General features: G+C 73.3%; 13 protein-coding genes, 1 pseudogene and 3 riboswitches. Of the genes and pseudogenes, 8 read left to right on the top strand and 6 right to left on the bottom strand.

Features of this window, described 5'->3' with window-relative positions; all coding sequences use genetic code 11:
* Positions 1-206: 206 nt before the first annotated feature.
* Genes ACIHEJ_RS02325 through ACIHEJ_RS02310 form a run of 4 tightly spaced genes read right to left on the bottom strand, consistent with a single transcriptional unit; the run spans position 207 to position 4,929 of the window.
* Positions 207-1,250 carry a 2-hydroxyacid dehydrogenase gene (locus tag ACIHEJ_RS02325; protein WP_400131363.1) on the bottom strand — a complete coding sequence of 348 codons (1,044 nt, stop codon included), beginning with the start codon at positions 1,248-1,250 and terminating at the stop codon, positions 207-209.
* A gap of 25 nt (positions 1,251-1,275) precedes the next feature.
* On the bottom strand, positions 1,276-1,881 hold the full coding sequence (locus ACIHEJ_RS02320) for a histidine phosphatase family protein (RefSeq protein ID WP_400131362.1): 606 nt from the start codon (positions 1,879-1,881) through the stop codon (positions 1,276-1,278).
* A complete protein-coding gene (locus ACIHEJ_RS02315) occupies positions 1,878-3,392 on the bottom strand; it encodes an FGGY-family carbohydrate kinase (protein WP_400131361.1) in 1,515 nt (504 codons plus the stop codon). The genes ACIHEJ_RS02320 and ACIHEJ_RS02315 overlap by 4 nt, the downstream gene beginning before the upstream one ends.
* Positions 3,385-4,929: an FGGY-family carbohydrate kinase gene (locus tag ACIHEJ_RS02310; protein WP_400131360.1), complete on the bottom strand. Its 1,545-nt coding sequence runs from the start codon at positions 4,927-4,929 to the stop codon at positions 3,385-3,387. The genes ACIHEJ_RS02315 and ACIHEJ_RS02310 overlap by 8 nt, the downstream gene beginning before the upstream one ends.
* A 340-nt stretch (positions 4,930-5,269) precedes the next feature.
* On the opposite strand from ACIHEJ_RS02310, the gene ACIHEJ_RS02305 reads away from it, so the two are divergent.
* The 6 genes from ACIHEJ_RS02305 to ACIHEJ_RS02280 all read left to right on the top strand — a co-directional run bounded on the left by ACIHEJ_RS02305 (position 5,270) and on the right by ACIHEJ_RS02280 (position 10,172).
* Entirely contained in the window at positions 5,270-6,091 is an 822-nt protein-coding gene (locus ACIHEJ_RS02305) for a DeoR/GlpR family DNA-binding transcription regulator (protein ID WP_400131359.1), read from the top strand.
* Between the two features lie 358 nt (positions 6,092-6,449).
* On the top strand, positions 6,450-7,700 hold the full coding sequence (locus tag ACIHEJ_RS02300) for an MFS transporter (protein ID WP_400131358.1): 1,251 nt from the start codon (positions 6,450-6,452) through the stop codon (positions 7,698-7,700).
* 96 nt (positions 7,701-7,796) lie between these two features.
* Positions 7,797-7,911, top strand: a riboswitch (cobalamin riboswitch).
* A 58-nt stretch (positions 7,912-7,969) separates the two neighbouring features.
* Entirely contained in the window at positions 7,970-8,368 is a 399-nt protein-coding gene (locus ACIHEJ_RS02295; protein WP_400131357.1) for a (2Fe-2S) ferredoxin domain-containing protein, read from the top strand.
* Between the two features lie 140 nt (positions 8,369-8,508).
* A riboswitch (cobalamin riboswitch) is annotated at positions 8,509-8,648 on the top strand.
* 35 nt (positions 8,649-8,683) lie between these two features.
* Positions 8,684-8,905 carry a CbtB-domain containing protein gene (locus tag ACIHEJ_RS02290; protein WP_400131356.1) on the top strand — a complete coding sequence of 74 codons (222 nt, stop codon included), beginning with the start codon at positions 8,684-8,686 and terminating at the stop codon, positions 8,903-8,905.
* 22 nt (positions 8,906-8,927) lie between these two features.
* Positions 8,928-9,680 (top strand): CbtA family protein, encoded by a 753-nt coding sequence (locus tag ACIHEJ_RS02285; RefSeq protein ID WP_400131355.1) that lies wholly within the window; start codon positions 8,928-8,930, stop codon positions 9,678-9,680.
* 144 nt (positions 9,681-9,824) lie between these two features.
* Complete coding sequence (locus ACIHEJ_RS02280; protein WP_400131354.1) at positions 9,825-10,172, top strand: hypothetical protein; 348 nt, start codon at positions 9,825-9,827, stop codon at positions 10,170-10,172.
* A gap of 13 nt (positions 10,173-10,185) precedes the next feature.
* On the opposite strand, the gene ACIHEJ_RS02275 is transcribed toward ACIHEJ_RS02280, so the two are convergent.
* On the bottom strand, positions 10,186-10,776 hold the full coding sequence (locus ACIHEJ_RS02275; protein ID WP_400131353.1) for a histidine phosphatase family protein: 591 nt from the start codon (positions 10,774-10,776) through the stop codon (positions 10,186-10,188).
* Positions 10,777-10,897: 121 nt separating this feature from the next.
* On the opposite strand from ACIHEJ_RS02275, the pseudogene ACIHEJ_RS02270 reads away from it, so the two are divergent.
* Positions 10,898-11,248, top strand: a pseudogene (locus tag ACIHEJ_RS02270) (ABC transporter substrate-binding protein); the annotation flags it as partial.
* A gap of 165 nt (positions 11,249-11,413) precedes the next feature.
* Here ACIHEJ_RS02270 and ACIHEJ_RS02265 read toward each other — a convergent pair.
* The gene (locus ACIHEJ_RS02265) at positions 11,414-12,523 is read right to left on the bottom strand and encodes a HoxN/HupN/NixA family nickel/cobalt transporter (protein ID WP_400131352.1); all 1,110 of its coding nucleotides are present in this window, start codon (positions 12,521-12,523) and stop codon (positions 11,414-11,416) included.
* 26 nt (positions 12,524-12,549) lie between these two features.
* Positions 12,550-12,740: riboswitch (cobalamin riboswitch) on the bottom strand.
* A gap of 79 nt (positions 12,741-12,819) precedes the next feature.
* On the opposite strand from ACIHEJ_RS02265, the gene ACIHEJ_RS02260 reads away from it, so the two are divergent.
* Positions 12,820-13,212: an ArsR/SmtB family transcription factor gene (locus ACIHEJ_RS02260; protein WP_400131351.1), complete on the top strand. Its 393-nt coding sequence runs from the start codon at positions 12,820-12,822 to the stop codon at positions 13,210-13,212.

The raw sequence follows: 13,212 nt of genomic DNA, 5'->3' as shown, positions 1-13,212 counted from the left end.
ATGCGGCTGCGCTCAACGTACGGTCATGCTGCGGAACATCTGCATCGCGTCGTTGACTTCCTTCTGGACGGATCTCTGCAGCGGGATCAGGTCCGCGACGAAGTCGTCGGAGAGAGCGAGTCGGGGCATCGGCGTCCTCGGTGACGGGTGGGCGACGGTCGGCACCAGCCTGGAGACCGCCGGCCACCCGTCCTCGGCGGTCCGTCTCAGCCGCCCGACACCTGCGGATTGGCACAGTGGGCCAGCGGCTCGCCGCGCAGGAAGCGGCCCGCCTCGGCGGCGACGATCCGGGCGGCCTTGTGGGCGACGTCGCGGCTGGCCCCTGCGATGTGCGGGGTGAGGACGACGCCGGGGGTGGACAGCAGACGCGAGCCGGCCGGTACCGGCTCGACGGGGAACACGTCGAAGGCCGCGGCCGCCAGCCGTCCCGAGTCCAGCGCGTCGCACACCGCGTCGTAGTCGACCAGGGCGCCGCGCGCGCAGTTGACGAGGACGGAGCCGCGCGGCATGGCCTCGATCTGCGCCTGTCCGATCATGCCCCGGGTCTCGTCCGTCACGCGCGCGTGCAGCGACACGATCCGGGAACGGCTCAGCAGCTCCTCCAGGGACACGAGCCGCGCGACGCCCCGCACCGTCTCCGGCCGCACGTACGGGTCGTGGACGAGGACCGTGGCCCCCATGGCGTCCAGGACCCGGGCGACGCGCGAGCCGATGGCGCCGAAGCCCACCAGGCCCACGACCGAGCCGTCGATCTCGACGCCGCAGCGCGTGTAGTCGTAGTGGTCGCCGCGCCAGGTGCCCTGCCTGAGGTCGGTGTGGACGTCACCGATCCCGCGGGCGGCGGCCAGGATCAGCGCGAGGGTGTGCTCGGCGGTGGCGACGGCGTTGCGGCCCGGGGCGTAGCAGACGGCTACGCCGTGCCGGGTCGCGGCCTCCAGGTCGGCGTTGACCGGCCCGCCCCGGCTGACGCAGAACAGCTCCAGGTCGGGGCAGGCGGCGAGCACCCGCTCGGTGAGCGGGGCCATCTGCGTCACGCAGATCCGTGCGCCGCGCAGCGCCTCGATCATCTCCTCCTCGGTGCCCGAGGCCTCGTCGACCTCGGCGACCTTGCCGAACGGGATGTGCGGCCAGGGGAGTTGCAGCTGCCGGACGTCCAGGTCGGTGCCGGCGGGCGTCGCGGCGCGCAGTTCCTCCGCGAGCAGCTCGGGCAGGACGAAGTGGTCGCCGGCGGCGAGGGCGGTGGTGGGCACGGTGGTTCTCCCGGTGAGCGGTGGATCAGCGGACGGGTGCGTTGAGGCGGAGCAGGGACGCCCGGCCGTCCCGCAGCCGCAGTTCGGTCAGGGCGCCGTTGTGCAGGGCGGGGAAGACCTGCCGGTAGTGCGCGAGGGGGATGCCGAGCAGCTCGCACAGCACCAGCCGCAGCAGGGTGGAGTGGGCGACGACGAGGACGCGCCCGTCGGGGAGCTTCCGCGCGGTCTCCCGCAGGCAGTCGACCGCGCGGGCCGCCGCCGCCGCGGGGTGCTCTCCGCCGGGCAGGTGGTGGGCGACCGGGTCGGTGAGGAAGGCGGCGAGCGCCTCGGGGAACGCCTCGGCCATCTCGGCGCGGGTCAGGCCGTCACCGCGGCCGAAGTCCACCTCGTACAGGCGCTCGTCGACCCGGGGCGCGAGACCGAGCGCGGCCGCCGCGGGCTCGGCGGTCTGCCGGGCCCGGGACAGCGGCGAGCAGAGCACGGCGTCCAGGTGCTGCCCGGCGGCCCAGGTCCCCAGCTCGGCGGCCTGCCGGCGGCCGAGTTCGGTGAGCGGCACGTCGGTGCGGCCCGCGTAGCGGTTGTCCGCGTGCCAGACGGTCTCCCCGTGGCGTACGAGCACGAAGTCGGTCACGGGACGGCCTTTCCGCGCGCGTGGTCGGCCACGGCCGGTGCCAGCCAGCCGCGGCGGACCAGCGCGTCGACGAAGTCGAGGTAGACGGGGAGCAGACGGGCGGTGCGGGCGGGGTCGGGACGGAGTTCCTCCCGCACCCGCACCATGGCGCGGGCGGCCTCGGCCGGCGTGGCACCCGAGGCGGTGGCGGCGAGCACCGCCATGCCGAGGGCGCTCTCGGCCTGCTCCGGCAGCCGGGCGGCGCGGCCGAGCACATCGGTGCGCAGCTGTGACCAGTAGCGGTTGCGGGCCCCGCCGCCGGTGAACGTGACCGGGCCGTCGACGGGGGCGCCGAGGTGGTCGAGGTAGTCGAAGCAGAGCCGTTCCACCAGCGCCACGCCCAGCAGGCAGGCGTGGAACTCCTCCGCCCTTCCGGCGGGTTCGCCGAGGACGAAGGGTTCGGCGTCGGGGGCCCGGAACGGGAAGCGCTCGCCGCCCGAGCCGACCAGCGGGTAGACGACGGCGGTGGAGCCGGTCGCGGCGGCCCGCGCGGTCAGTGTGTCGAGGTCGGCGGGGCGCGCGCCGGGGAAGCGGTGGGCGAGGACACCGGCGCCGCTGCTGGAGGCGCCGCCGGGCAGCCAGGCGCCGCCGGGCCCGCGGTGGCAGTAGACCACGCCGCCGGGATCGCGGACCAGGTGCGGGCTCGCCCCCTTGAACACCAGGGTGGTGCCCAGCACCGAGTTCCAGGAGCCGGGCGTGAGCGCCCCGGCGCCGATCTGGGCCGCGCAGCCGTCGGTCATGCCCGCGGTGACGAGGGTGCCGGCGGGGATGCCGGTCGCCTCGGCGGCCCCGGCGCAGACCGTGCCGAGGACGGTGCCGGGCGGGACGACACCGGGCAGCAGCGCCCTCGGCACGCCGAGCGCGTCGAGCTCGTCCTCGGGCCACCGCTCGGCGATCAGGTCGTAGCCGGTCTTCAGGGCGTGACTGGCGTCGCTCGCGACCTGGTGACCGGTCAGCCGCCAGGTGATCAGATCGGCCTGGTGCAGCAGACGGGCGCCGGCCGGAAGGCCCCGGCCGCCCGGCCCGGCCAGATCGTCCAGCAGCCACAGCAGCTTGGGCAGCGCCCAGGACGGCTGCATGGCGCCGTAGCCGAGCCTCTCCCACACGTCCGCGCCACACGTGTCGACGCGGTCGGTGTACGCGTCGGCCCGGCGGTCGTCGTACATCAGCCCCGGGGTGAGGGGGACGCCCGCCGCGTCGGCCAGCAGCACGGTCCCGGAGGTGGCGTCCACGGCCAGACCCCGCACCCGGCTCGCGTCGACGCCGGTGAGGGCCTCGCGGCAGGCGGCGGCGAGCGCGGCCCACCACTGCTCGGGGTCCTGTTCGTGGCGTACGCCCTCGCGCCGGCCGGTGAGCGGGCGTGAGGCGGCGCCCAGCAGCCGGCCGGTGCCGTCCACGGCGACCGCGCGGGCGCTCTGGGTGCCGAGGTCGAGTCCGAGGTGGACGGCTTCGGGTGACAGTGCGTCAGACACGCGGGGCCTCCGGGGCGCGGGCGGGAGCGGCGGCCGGCACCCCGGCGGGCCGGGCCGCGGGGGCGGGGGCCCAGCCGACGGAGCGGGCGGTGTCGCGCCAGGTGACGTAGGCGTCGTAGAGACCGTCGTAGAACGCGGCCCGTTCGGCGTCCGGCTCCCAGCCGGCGCGCATCCGGACGTACCGGGCGGCGGCGCTGTGCATGCTGCTCTCCGCCCCGGTGAGGACGAGACCGGTGAGGAACGCGCCCTTGGCGCCCAGCTCCGTGTCGGCGCTGCGGGCCGTCGGCACACCGGTGACGTCCGCGATGAGCCGGCACCAGGCGTCGCTGGCCGATCCGCCGCCGCACAGGCGCAGTTCGTGCACGTCCGTCCGGGACGCGGCCAGGCAGTCGCGGACGACGAGGGACAGCCCCTCGAAGACGGCGCGGGCGACATGGGCGGGGGTGTGGTCGAGGGACAGGCCCCAGAAGACGCCCCGGGCGTGCGGGTCGAGGAACGGGGCGCGCTCCCCGGCGGGCGAGAGGTACGGCAGGAACGCCAGGCCTCCCGCGCCCGGTTCGGTGTCGAAGGCCAGCCTGCCGAGGGCGGCGGGATCCTCGACGGACAGGGTGCGGCAGGCCCAGTCGAGGACCTCGGTGCCGGAGAGGGTGGGGAAGGCGCGCAGCACCCGTTCACGGCCGTGGTAGGCGATGTTGATGCCGCACGGTTCGCCGCGGGTGTCCGGTTCCCGGACGACGATCTCGGTGCACAGGGTGGTGCCGAGGACGGCGCACGCCTGTCCCGGGCTGACCGCTCCGGTGCCGCGGGCGGTGGCGGCGATGTCGTAGGGGGCCATGACGACGGGAAGGCCGGCGGGCAGACCGAGTTCGGCGGCCGTGTGCCGGGTGATCTCGGCGATGCGCTCGTGCTCGCCGAGGATCCGCGGCAGCAGCGGCTCGGCCCACCGCATCGCGAAGAGGTCGAGGATCTCCGGGTCGTAGGCGCCGGTGGTGTGGTCGAGGAAGGGCGCCGAGGCGTCGGACTCGTCGACGGCGCTCACCCCGGTGAGCTTCAGGAACAGCCAGCCGGCCGCCGTCAGCGCGGTACGGGAGCGCCGCAGTCGCTCCGGGTCGTGCCCGGCGAGCCAGCTGAGCACCGCGTTGGGCATGCCGCTGCAGGTGAGCGAGCCGTTGCGGCGGAACGCCTGCTCCAGGACACCGTCGGCCTGCCAGCGGGTGAGCAGGTCGCCGGCCCGCCCGTCGGACCACAGCACCGCCGGGCCGGTGGGACGCCCGTCACCGTCCACGAGCCAGCAGCCGTCGCCCTGGGCCGTGAAGCTCACCAGCCACACCGGGTCCTGGCCACCGAGCCGGGACAGGACGCCGCGCACGGTGCGGACGACCCCGTTCCACACCGCGTCCATGTCCTGCTCCGCCCATCCGGGACGGGGCCGCAGCACCTCGGTGCCGATGCGGGAGACCGCCAACTCCTGGCCCTGGTCGTCGAACACCACGGATTTGATGACCGAGGTTCCGACGTCGATGGTGAGAACCGACATGACTGCAATACCTGCCCCTTCACAAAGGCCGCGCCCACGACCCGGACCAGTTCGTCCGACCGGTCCCGCCACGTGCGGCTCGCAGAAATCAGGGAATCGCGCGCCGCGGGTGACGTCAATCGCCCCCTGGATTCGTCCCGCGGCCTGCCCCCCGACCCGTGTGAACTTCTCCGCCGGACGGGCCACTCCGGCCGGCAACCGCGCCGCTCGCAGGGACACCGGACGGGTCACAGTCCACCCCCGTCGTGTTACGTTCGTGTGGACTTCGCACGAGACTCTTCTCGCCGGTTCCGGTGTGCTCCGGCGGGAGGCCGTCCACCTGCCGGAAGGAGCGGACGCCATGACCGGCCCCGACGCCCGGACGGACGCCCAGGAGGAGCGCCGCAACCGGCTGCGTGAACTCGTCACCAGCAAGGGGTTCGTCCGCACCGCCGACCTCGCGGACCGGTTCGGTGTGAGCGTCATGACCGTCCACCGGGACCTCGACGCCCTCCAGGCCCAGGGGTGGCTGCGCAAGGTGCGCGGCGGGGCGAGCTGTCTGCCCTCGACCCAGTTCCACGGCAGCGCCGGCGAACGCCTGACGACGATGGTGCAGGCCAAGCAGCTGCTGGCCCGGGCCGCCGCCGAGGAGCTCGCACCCGGTCGGGTCGTGATGATCGACGACTCCACGACCTGCCTGAACCTGGTCCGCCACCTGTCGGACCACACGCCGATCACGGCGATCAGCAACTCGCTGCCGGTCATCTCGGCGCTGGCCCACGAACCCGGCGTGGCCCTGATCGCTCTCGGCGGCACCTACTTCCCGGCCTACGACGCCTTCATGGGCGCCCACACGGCGCACAGCGTGGAGGCGTTCCGGGCGGATGTGCTGTTCATGTCCACGACGGCGGTCACCGGCGGCCGCTGCTATCACATGTCACCCGAGACGGTGCAGGTCAAGCGGGCCATGATGGCGGCCGCCTCGCGCCGGGTGCTGATCATCGACCACACCAAGTTCGCGAACCAGGGCCTGTACGCCCTCGCTCCGCTCACCGACTTCGACCTGGTGCTCGTCGACGACGCGGCCCCGGCGGCAGAGGTTCGGCGGCTGCGGGACAGCGGGGTCGCCCTCCGCACGGTCCCCGGCGCGCCGGGCGCGCTCCGGCCGCACGGCACCTCGTGAACATCACACGGTCCTCACACGGCGCGCCGTTCCGCCCGTGTTCTCGCCCGCCACGCTGAGCTGCCACGACGCGCCCGCCCCCGGGCAGCTCACCCGACGACGGAACAACGACTTCACACCACGGGTCACACGGCTCGCGAGGTCTTTCCCCCGCCGGATTGACCGCGCCGAGGTGCGGACTTTTCATCGGTGCCACGCCGTACGGCACTCCGCTCTCCCCAATTTCCGCAAGAAGGTGGCCGCCGTGACCGTCCCCCTGCATTCCCCTTCCCGTGAGGAATCCGCACCGCCGGAACTCCTCGACCGCATTGGCATTCCGAGGGCCCTTTCCTGGGGATTTCTCGGCGTCCTGATCTTCATGATCGGTGACGGTGTCGAATCGGGATTCCTCTCGCCCTATCTGCTGCACGACGGCATCTCCGAGGAGCGCGTGGCGCTGCTGTTCACCGTGTACGGCGTCACGGCGAGCGTCTCCGCCTGGTTCTCCGGGGCACTGTCCGACCTGTGGGGCCCGCGTCGCGTGATGATGCTCGGCCTCGGCATCTGGACGGCGCTGCAGGTGGTGTTCCTCGGCCTCGCCCTCCCGGCCCACCACTACACGCTCCTGCTGATCAGCTACGGCCTGCGGGGCTTCGGCTATCCGCTCTTCGCCTACGGCTTCCTCGTCTGGGTGACGGCGGTGACCCCCAGGCACCGGCTCGGCTCGGCCGTGGGCTGGTTCTGGTTCGCCTTCACCGGCGGGCTGCCCACCCTCGGCTCCCTCGTCGCCAGTTTCACCGTGCCGTGGATGGGCACGTACCGCACCCTGTGGTTCGCGCTGGCCCTGGTGGTGGCGGGCGGCCTGGTCGCGCTGCTCCTGGTGCCCGAGCCGACGGGCAGGAGCCGGCTGGCCCCGGCGGGGGAGCGTCCGGTGGCCACGCTCCTCGGCTCGCTCTCCATCGTCTGGCGCAACCCGCGCGTCGGCACCGGCGCGGTGGTCCGCACCGTCAACACCGCGGCGCAGTTCGGCTTCCTGGTCTTCCTGCCGGTCTTCTTCACGGACACGCTGGGCTTCACGCTCACCGAGTGGCTGCGCCTGCTGTCCGCGATGTTCGCCACCAACATCTTCTTCAACCTGCTCTTCGGCCTCGTCGGCGACCGTCTCGGCTGGCAGCGCACCGTCGCCTGGTTCGGCGGGGTGGGCTGTGCGGTGACCACGCTCCTGCTCTACTACGGCACCGTGGCCTCCGGCGACGAATTCGTCCCGGCCATGGTCCTCGTGAGTCTCTTCGGGGCGACGCTCGCCGGGTACGTCCCGCTGTCCGCGCTCATGCCCTCCCTGGCACCGGAGCACAAGGGCCAGGCGATGTCCGCGCTCAACCTCGGCGCCGGGGCCAGCACGTTCGTCGGCCCCGCCGTGGTCGCGCTCTTCCTCGGGCCGCTCGGCGTCCAGGGCGTGATGTGGATCTTCGCCGGCCTCTACCTGGCGAGCGCCGCCATGACCCTCTTCCTCACCCTGCCGGACACGCCCGCCGAACCCCGCGTCCCCGCCACGGCGCCGGCCCGGAGCGGCACCAAGGTCCAGCGGCGCCCGTCGGCCGAGCCCCCATGGACACCGGGGACTTCATGAAGCGGTCGCGGAACTCCGCCGCGGCACGGTCGCGGTGGACGCCCGGACCGGCGCCGGATGACATGATGACCGATGAACACAAGGCGACGGCGGTCCGAGGAAGCCGGTGGAAATCCGGCGCGGTCCCGCCACTGTGACCGGTGGGCGCGTTCAACGGGCCCCCGCCCGGAGCCGGGCGGGGGCGCGTGCGGCCCCGGGAGCCAGGAGACTCACGCGGTCGCCTCCTCGAGCGACACCGGGGCGGATCTCCCCGGGAGGGGAGCGGTGCCGTGCCCGAGAGGCCGACGGAAGAGACACCGGGCGAGGCCGTGGAGGACGGCGGGCCGGTGCCGTGCCGGGTCGTCGTCTGCCGGGACTGCTGCTGCGGCAGCCCCAAACTGCCCGGGGTCGATCACGCGGCCCAGACCGCACGGCTGCGGGCGGCGGTGCCGGTGCGCGTGTCGGAGTGCCTCGACGTGTGCGACCAGGCCAACGTCATCGTCGTCCGGCCGTCCGCCGCCGGCCGGGCCGCCGGTGCGCGGCCGGTCTGGCTCGGACTCGTCAACGACCCGGACGCCACCGAGGACATCGTCGCCTGGGTACGTGCCGGTGGCCCGGGCGTGGCTCCCCGGCCCGACATCCTCGACCTGTACGCCTTCACCCCACCGCGGCGCACGGTGCGTCCCTGAGGAACGGGAGGGATCGCGCCACGAACCGTACCGCCCGTGGAGAAGCGGCCGTTGGCATTCCGGCACCGCCGGCCCGCCGGACGCTCCGCCCCGCCCCGAGACGAAGATCACGCCAGGGGGACGCGGTCTTGGCCGGGCCCGCACACCGCGGTACGGTCGGTCCGATATCGACGACGGCGAGACGGAAGCCGGTGGGAATCCGGCACGGTCGCGCCACTGTGTGCAAGCGCCCCCGGGCGGCTTGTGAGTCAGACCCGTGGCCGTCGTCCTGTGCACCACCGAGATGGGACGCGAACTCCCAGAGGAGGTTCTGCCATGGCGCAGACCGTCGCCCGGCCGACTGCCACCACCCCCGCCGTTCCCGCCACGCTGCCGCTGAAGGCGATAGCTCCCTGGGCGGTCTTCTTCGGCATCCTGATGCTCGTCCTGCTGTACTTCGTCGGCGCCGAGCAGGGCGCCACCTCCGTGTTCAACGGCACGGACGTCCACGAATGGGTGCACGACGCCCGCCACCTGCTCGGCTTCCCCTGCCACTGACGCGAGGGACGCCGCGACTCCCATGAATTCCGCAACGGTAAGAAACCTCCTCGTGCGGGGCATGCTCGCCGGCCTGGCCGCCGGCGTGCTCGCCCTGGTCGCCGCCTACCTCCTGGGTGAGCCGAACGTCGACAAGGCGATCAGCTTCGAGGCGGCGCACTCCCACGAGCACGAGATGGAGGTCGTCTCCCGCTCCCTGCAGTCCACGGCGGGCCTCGCCACCGGTGTCCTCGTGTACGGGGTCGCCTTCGGCGGCATCGCCGCGCTCGCGTACTGCGTCGCGCTCGGCAGGGTCGGCCGCTTCGGCCCGCGGGCGACCGCGCTGCTGCTGTCCGGCAGCGCGCTGCTCGCCGTGTACGTCGTACCGTTCCTGAAGTACCCGGCCAATCCGCCGTCGGTCGGAGACCCCGACACCATCGGCAAGCGGACCGCCCTGTACTTCCTGATGATGCTGCTCAGCGTCCTCCTCGCGGTCGCCGCCACCATCCTGGGCAAGCGCCTGGCGCCCGGCCTCGGAACCTGGTGGGCGACCGTGGTCGCGGTGGCCGCCTTCGCCGTCGTGATCGGCCTGGCCTACGCGTTCCTGCCGGTCGTCAACGAGGTGCCCAGGGACTTCCCGGCCACCCTGCTGTGGCGGTTCCGGCTCTCCGCACTGGCCGTCCAGGCCGTCCTGTGGGGCGGATTCGGCCTGCTCTTCGGTGAGTTGGCGGAGCGGCAGCTCAACCCCGAGTCCGCGACGGCCCCGTCCGGGCGGACGGTTCCCGCCTCGAACTGACGGTTTCGGGACGCCAGAGGGCCCTTCGGAACCATCCGGGGGCCCTCTGGCGTTCTCCGGGCACCGACGCGATCGGTCACGGACAGGGCACGAGCCACCGGCCGATCAGCGCGGGGACCACCGAGCCGAGGAGCGGAGGACCGAGTGGCCAGACATCTCCAGCCGCGCCGCATCACCCTCGCGGGCCGTGAGGCGGTCGCTCTCACCGTCGAGGAGTACGAGCAACTGATCGCCAGCAGGCGGCAGATCGGCGGCCAGAGCGCCCGGGTGCGGGTGCTCGCCCAGCAGGCGAAGCGGACCGAACAGCTCCTCCGGGAGCTGGAGACGCTCGTGCACGCCCCGGCGGACTGCCGCGAGCGGACACGCGCAGCGCCGACACCGTGCCCGGCGCCCTGCGCCACGGGAAGGGCGACGGAGCCGGGCGGGGGCGCCGCATGCCTGCGCTGCGCGATAGCGGCACTGCTGCGCAGGCACCGGGACGCCACCTCCTGAACCACCCGCGTCCTCAGCCCACCGAGGCGGTGGCCGACCGGGGCAGCGGCTGCCCCAGACGCAGATTCCACCGGCCGGCCCGGCCGCTGAGTTCCGTGGCCGTCAACGGCGCCACGTCCAGCCGCCAGAAGGAAGTCGGGGGCAGGCCCAGGACCTGCACGACCGCGGCCCGTACGACCTCCGGCTCGACCACGGCGACCGTACGCCCGTCCGTGTCCTGCGCGGTGCCGAGCCAGCGCCCCACCCGCTCGCACACGTCGCGCACCGACTCACCGCCGTGTGCCGCCCAGCCGGGGTCGGCGAGCCAGCGGCCCACCGCCGCCGGGTCCGTCGCCGCCACCTCCTCCAGCGTGCGGCCTCGCCAGTGGCCCACGTCCAGGCCCGCCAACTCCGGTGTCTCCACGCCGTCGAGGCCGAGCGCGGCCGCCGTCTGCCGGCAGCGCGCACTCGGCGACGCGACCACCCGCGCGGGCGCGCGCAGCGATCCGGCGGCCTCACGGGCGCGGGTCGCGCCGACCTCGTCGATCGAGTCGCCGTCGTAGAAACGGGCCTGCCGCAGCGACGGGCTCGTCGCGGGCGAGACGAGGGTGACGCGACTGGTCACGGGGCTGCTCCTTCGGTCACCGTCAGGGTCTTCGTCCCATCCTCTCCGATCACCTGACGGGCACCACACGGTTCGTCCGGAGCTCGGCCCCCGTGTACCGAGTGGATCCGGGAGTTGGCCGATGCGTTCTCGAGTGCGGGGCGGTGCGGCGGCCGTCGCGCTGGGCGGCCTGCTGGTGGCGGGGTGCGGCGGCGGGGGGACGGGCTCGGCGGACGAGGATCCGGGGCGGGCGGGGAACGCCGGGTCCGGCGCCCAACCGGTGTCCGTCACCGACTGCACGGGCGCCAGGACCACCTTCTCCAGCACCCCGAGGCGGATCGTCACCAGCAACGCCTCCGGTCTGGAGCTGTTGCTGCGCCTCCGCGCAGGGGACAAGGTGATCGGTACGGGCTTCCCCCCCGGCAAGGGAATCCCGCCCGGCGCGCTCGACGCGGCGCGGAAGGTCGAGGTGCTCGGCCGGACCGTGATCCCGCACTCCGTCGCCCTCCGCCGCGCCGACGCCACCTGGACCCTCATGCCCCGGGCCGAGGCCGCCGCACTCGGGCGCCTGGTCGAACTCGACGGAAGGCCCAGCCACTACGAGGCCGGGAGACGGCGCCCGTAGCGCGGTCGCGGTGAGCGGGGCCGTGCCGTGCCGTCAGCCGGTGTCGGCCGTGCGGGTGCTCCAGCGCTCCTCGACCTTCGCCAGGCGCCAGTAGCCGATGGCCGCGGCCCAGACGACCACGAACAGGCCGGCGATGACGTAGCCGACGCTGTCCAGGTTCAGGTCCGCGATCCAGCCGGAGACGTCGTCGCTGAGGCCCAGCTTGTCGTGCAGCACCCCGACCAGCTCGATCGTGCCGACGAAGAAGGCGACCGCGATGGACAGGCCGGTGATGGTGAGGTTGTAGAACACCTTGCGCACCGGGTTGGAGAACGCCCACTGGTAGGCGAAGTTCATGAAGGTGCCGTCGAGGGTGTCGAACAGACTCATGCCGGCGGCGAACAGAAGGGGCAGGCACAGGACTGCGTACCAGGGCAGGCCGGCGGCGGCGCCGTTGCCGGCCAGGGCGAGGAGCAGCACCTCGGTCGAGGTGTCGAAGCCGATGCCGAAGAGGAAGCCGAGGGGGAACATCTGGCCGGGGCGGCGGATGGACCTGGTGAGCCGGCCCAGGATGCGGTTCATGAACCCGCGTGAGTCGAGGTGGGCCTCCAACTCGGCCTCGTCGTAATTCCCGTTCCGCATCGCCCTGAAGACGCGGGCGATGCCGAACAGCGCCACGAGGTTGAGGGCGGCGATCAGGTAGAGGAAGCCGCCGGAGACCGTGGTGCCCACGGTGCCGAGGACCTGGTGGGTCCGGGAGCCGTCGTTCATCAGGGTGCCCGCGAGCTTCGCGCCGCCGGCGACCAGCGCGGCCATGACGACGACCACGCTGGAGTGCCCGAGCGCGAACCAGAAGCCCACCGAGACCGGTCGTTTGCCGTCCGCCATCAGCTTGCGGGTGGTGTTGTCGATCGCGGCGATGTGGTCCGCGTCGAAGGCGTGCCGCATACCGAGGGTGTACGCCGTGATGCCCAGGCCGACCCCGAACGCCCTGGAGCCGACCTCGTAGTGGTGCGGGACCACGAGCACGAAGAGGATCCCGAAGGCGACCACGTGCAGAGCGACGATGACGGCCAGCAGACCGGCGGTGCGGACGGTGTCCTCACGGCGCCACCGGAAAGACGGGGCGGCGGCGCTTTCGGGCACGCCTCGGGACACGGTCATACGGTCACGCTCCAACACCTCGTGGATCAGCTTCGTGCTGCCGTGGCCGGTCTCCTGGCTGACGGGTCATCGCGCCCGCCCCTGCCTTCCCGGCCGTGAGGCCAGTGGCAACGCATGGGGCGGGAACTCCCCGATCACAGTGGCGAGGGCCGCTCCGGACTGAGTTCCTGAGGAACTGTCACCGGTCTTCCCGAACACCACGGCCCGCCCACCCTAGAAGGCGAGAGGTGGAGGCTGCAAGGCTGCACAACTGCGCAGCTGTGGAGGCCCGAGTCGGCTCCTGCGATGATGGGCGCATGCATCTCGTCCCCGCGGAACGTGCCGGGCAGCGGACCATCGACGGCCATCGGGTCTGCGACGCCATCGCAGCCGTCGGCGAACCCGAGCGGGTACGCGCCTGGGCCGACCGCTTCTCCCTGCTCTCCGACCCCGGGCGCCTGTCCCTGCTGCTGGCCCTCCACGAGGCGGGCCCCATCGCCGTCTCCGACCTGGCCGTCGCCACCGGGATGCGGGACACCGCCGTGTCGCAGGCCCTGCGTCTGCTGCGGACAGCGGGTGTCGTGGAGGGCGAGAAGGACGGCCGGGTCGTACGCTACCGAGTCGTCGAGGGCCCGGTCTCGGCGTTGCTGCAGCACTGCGCGTCCCAGGGGGCGGTGGCGGGCGGGGCACCGCCCCGGGGCACCGCCTGA

The sequence above is a fragment of the Streptomyces sp. NPDC052301 genome (assembly GCF_044593395.1).
GTDB lineage: Bacteria > Actinomycetota > Actinomycetes > Streptomycetales > Streptomycetaceae > Streptomyces.
Note: the sequence above shows the minus strand (reverse complement) of the source record. Positions and strands in the feature narration are given on the sequence as shown.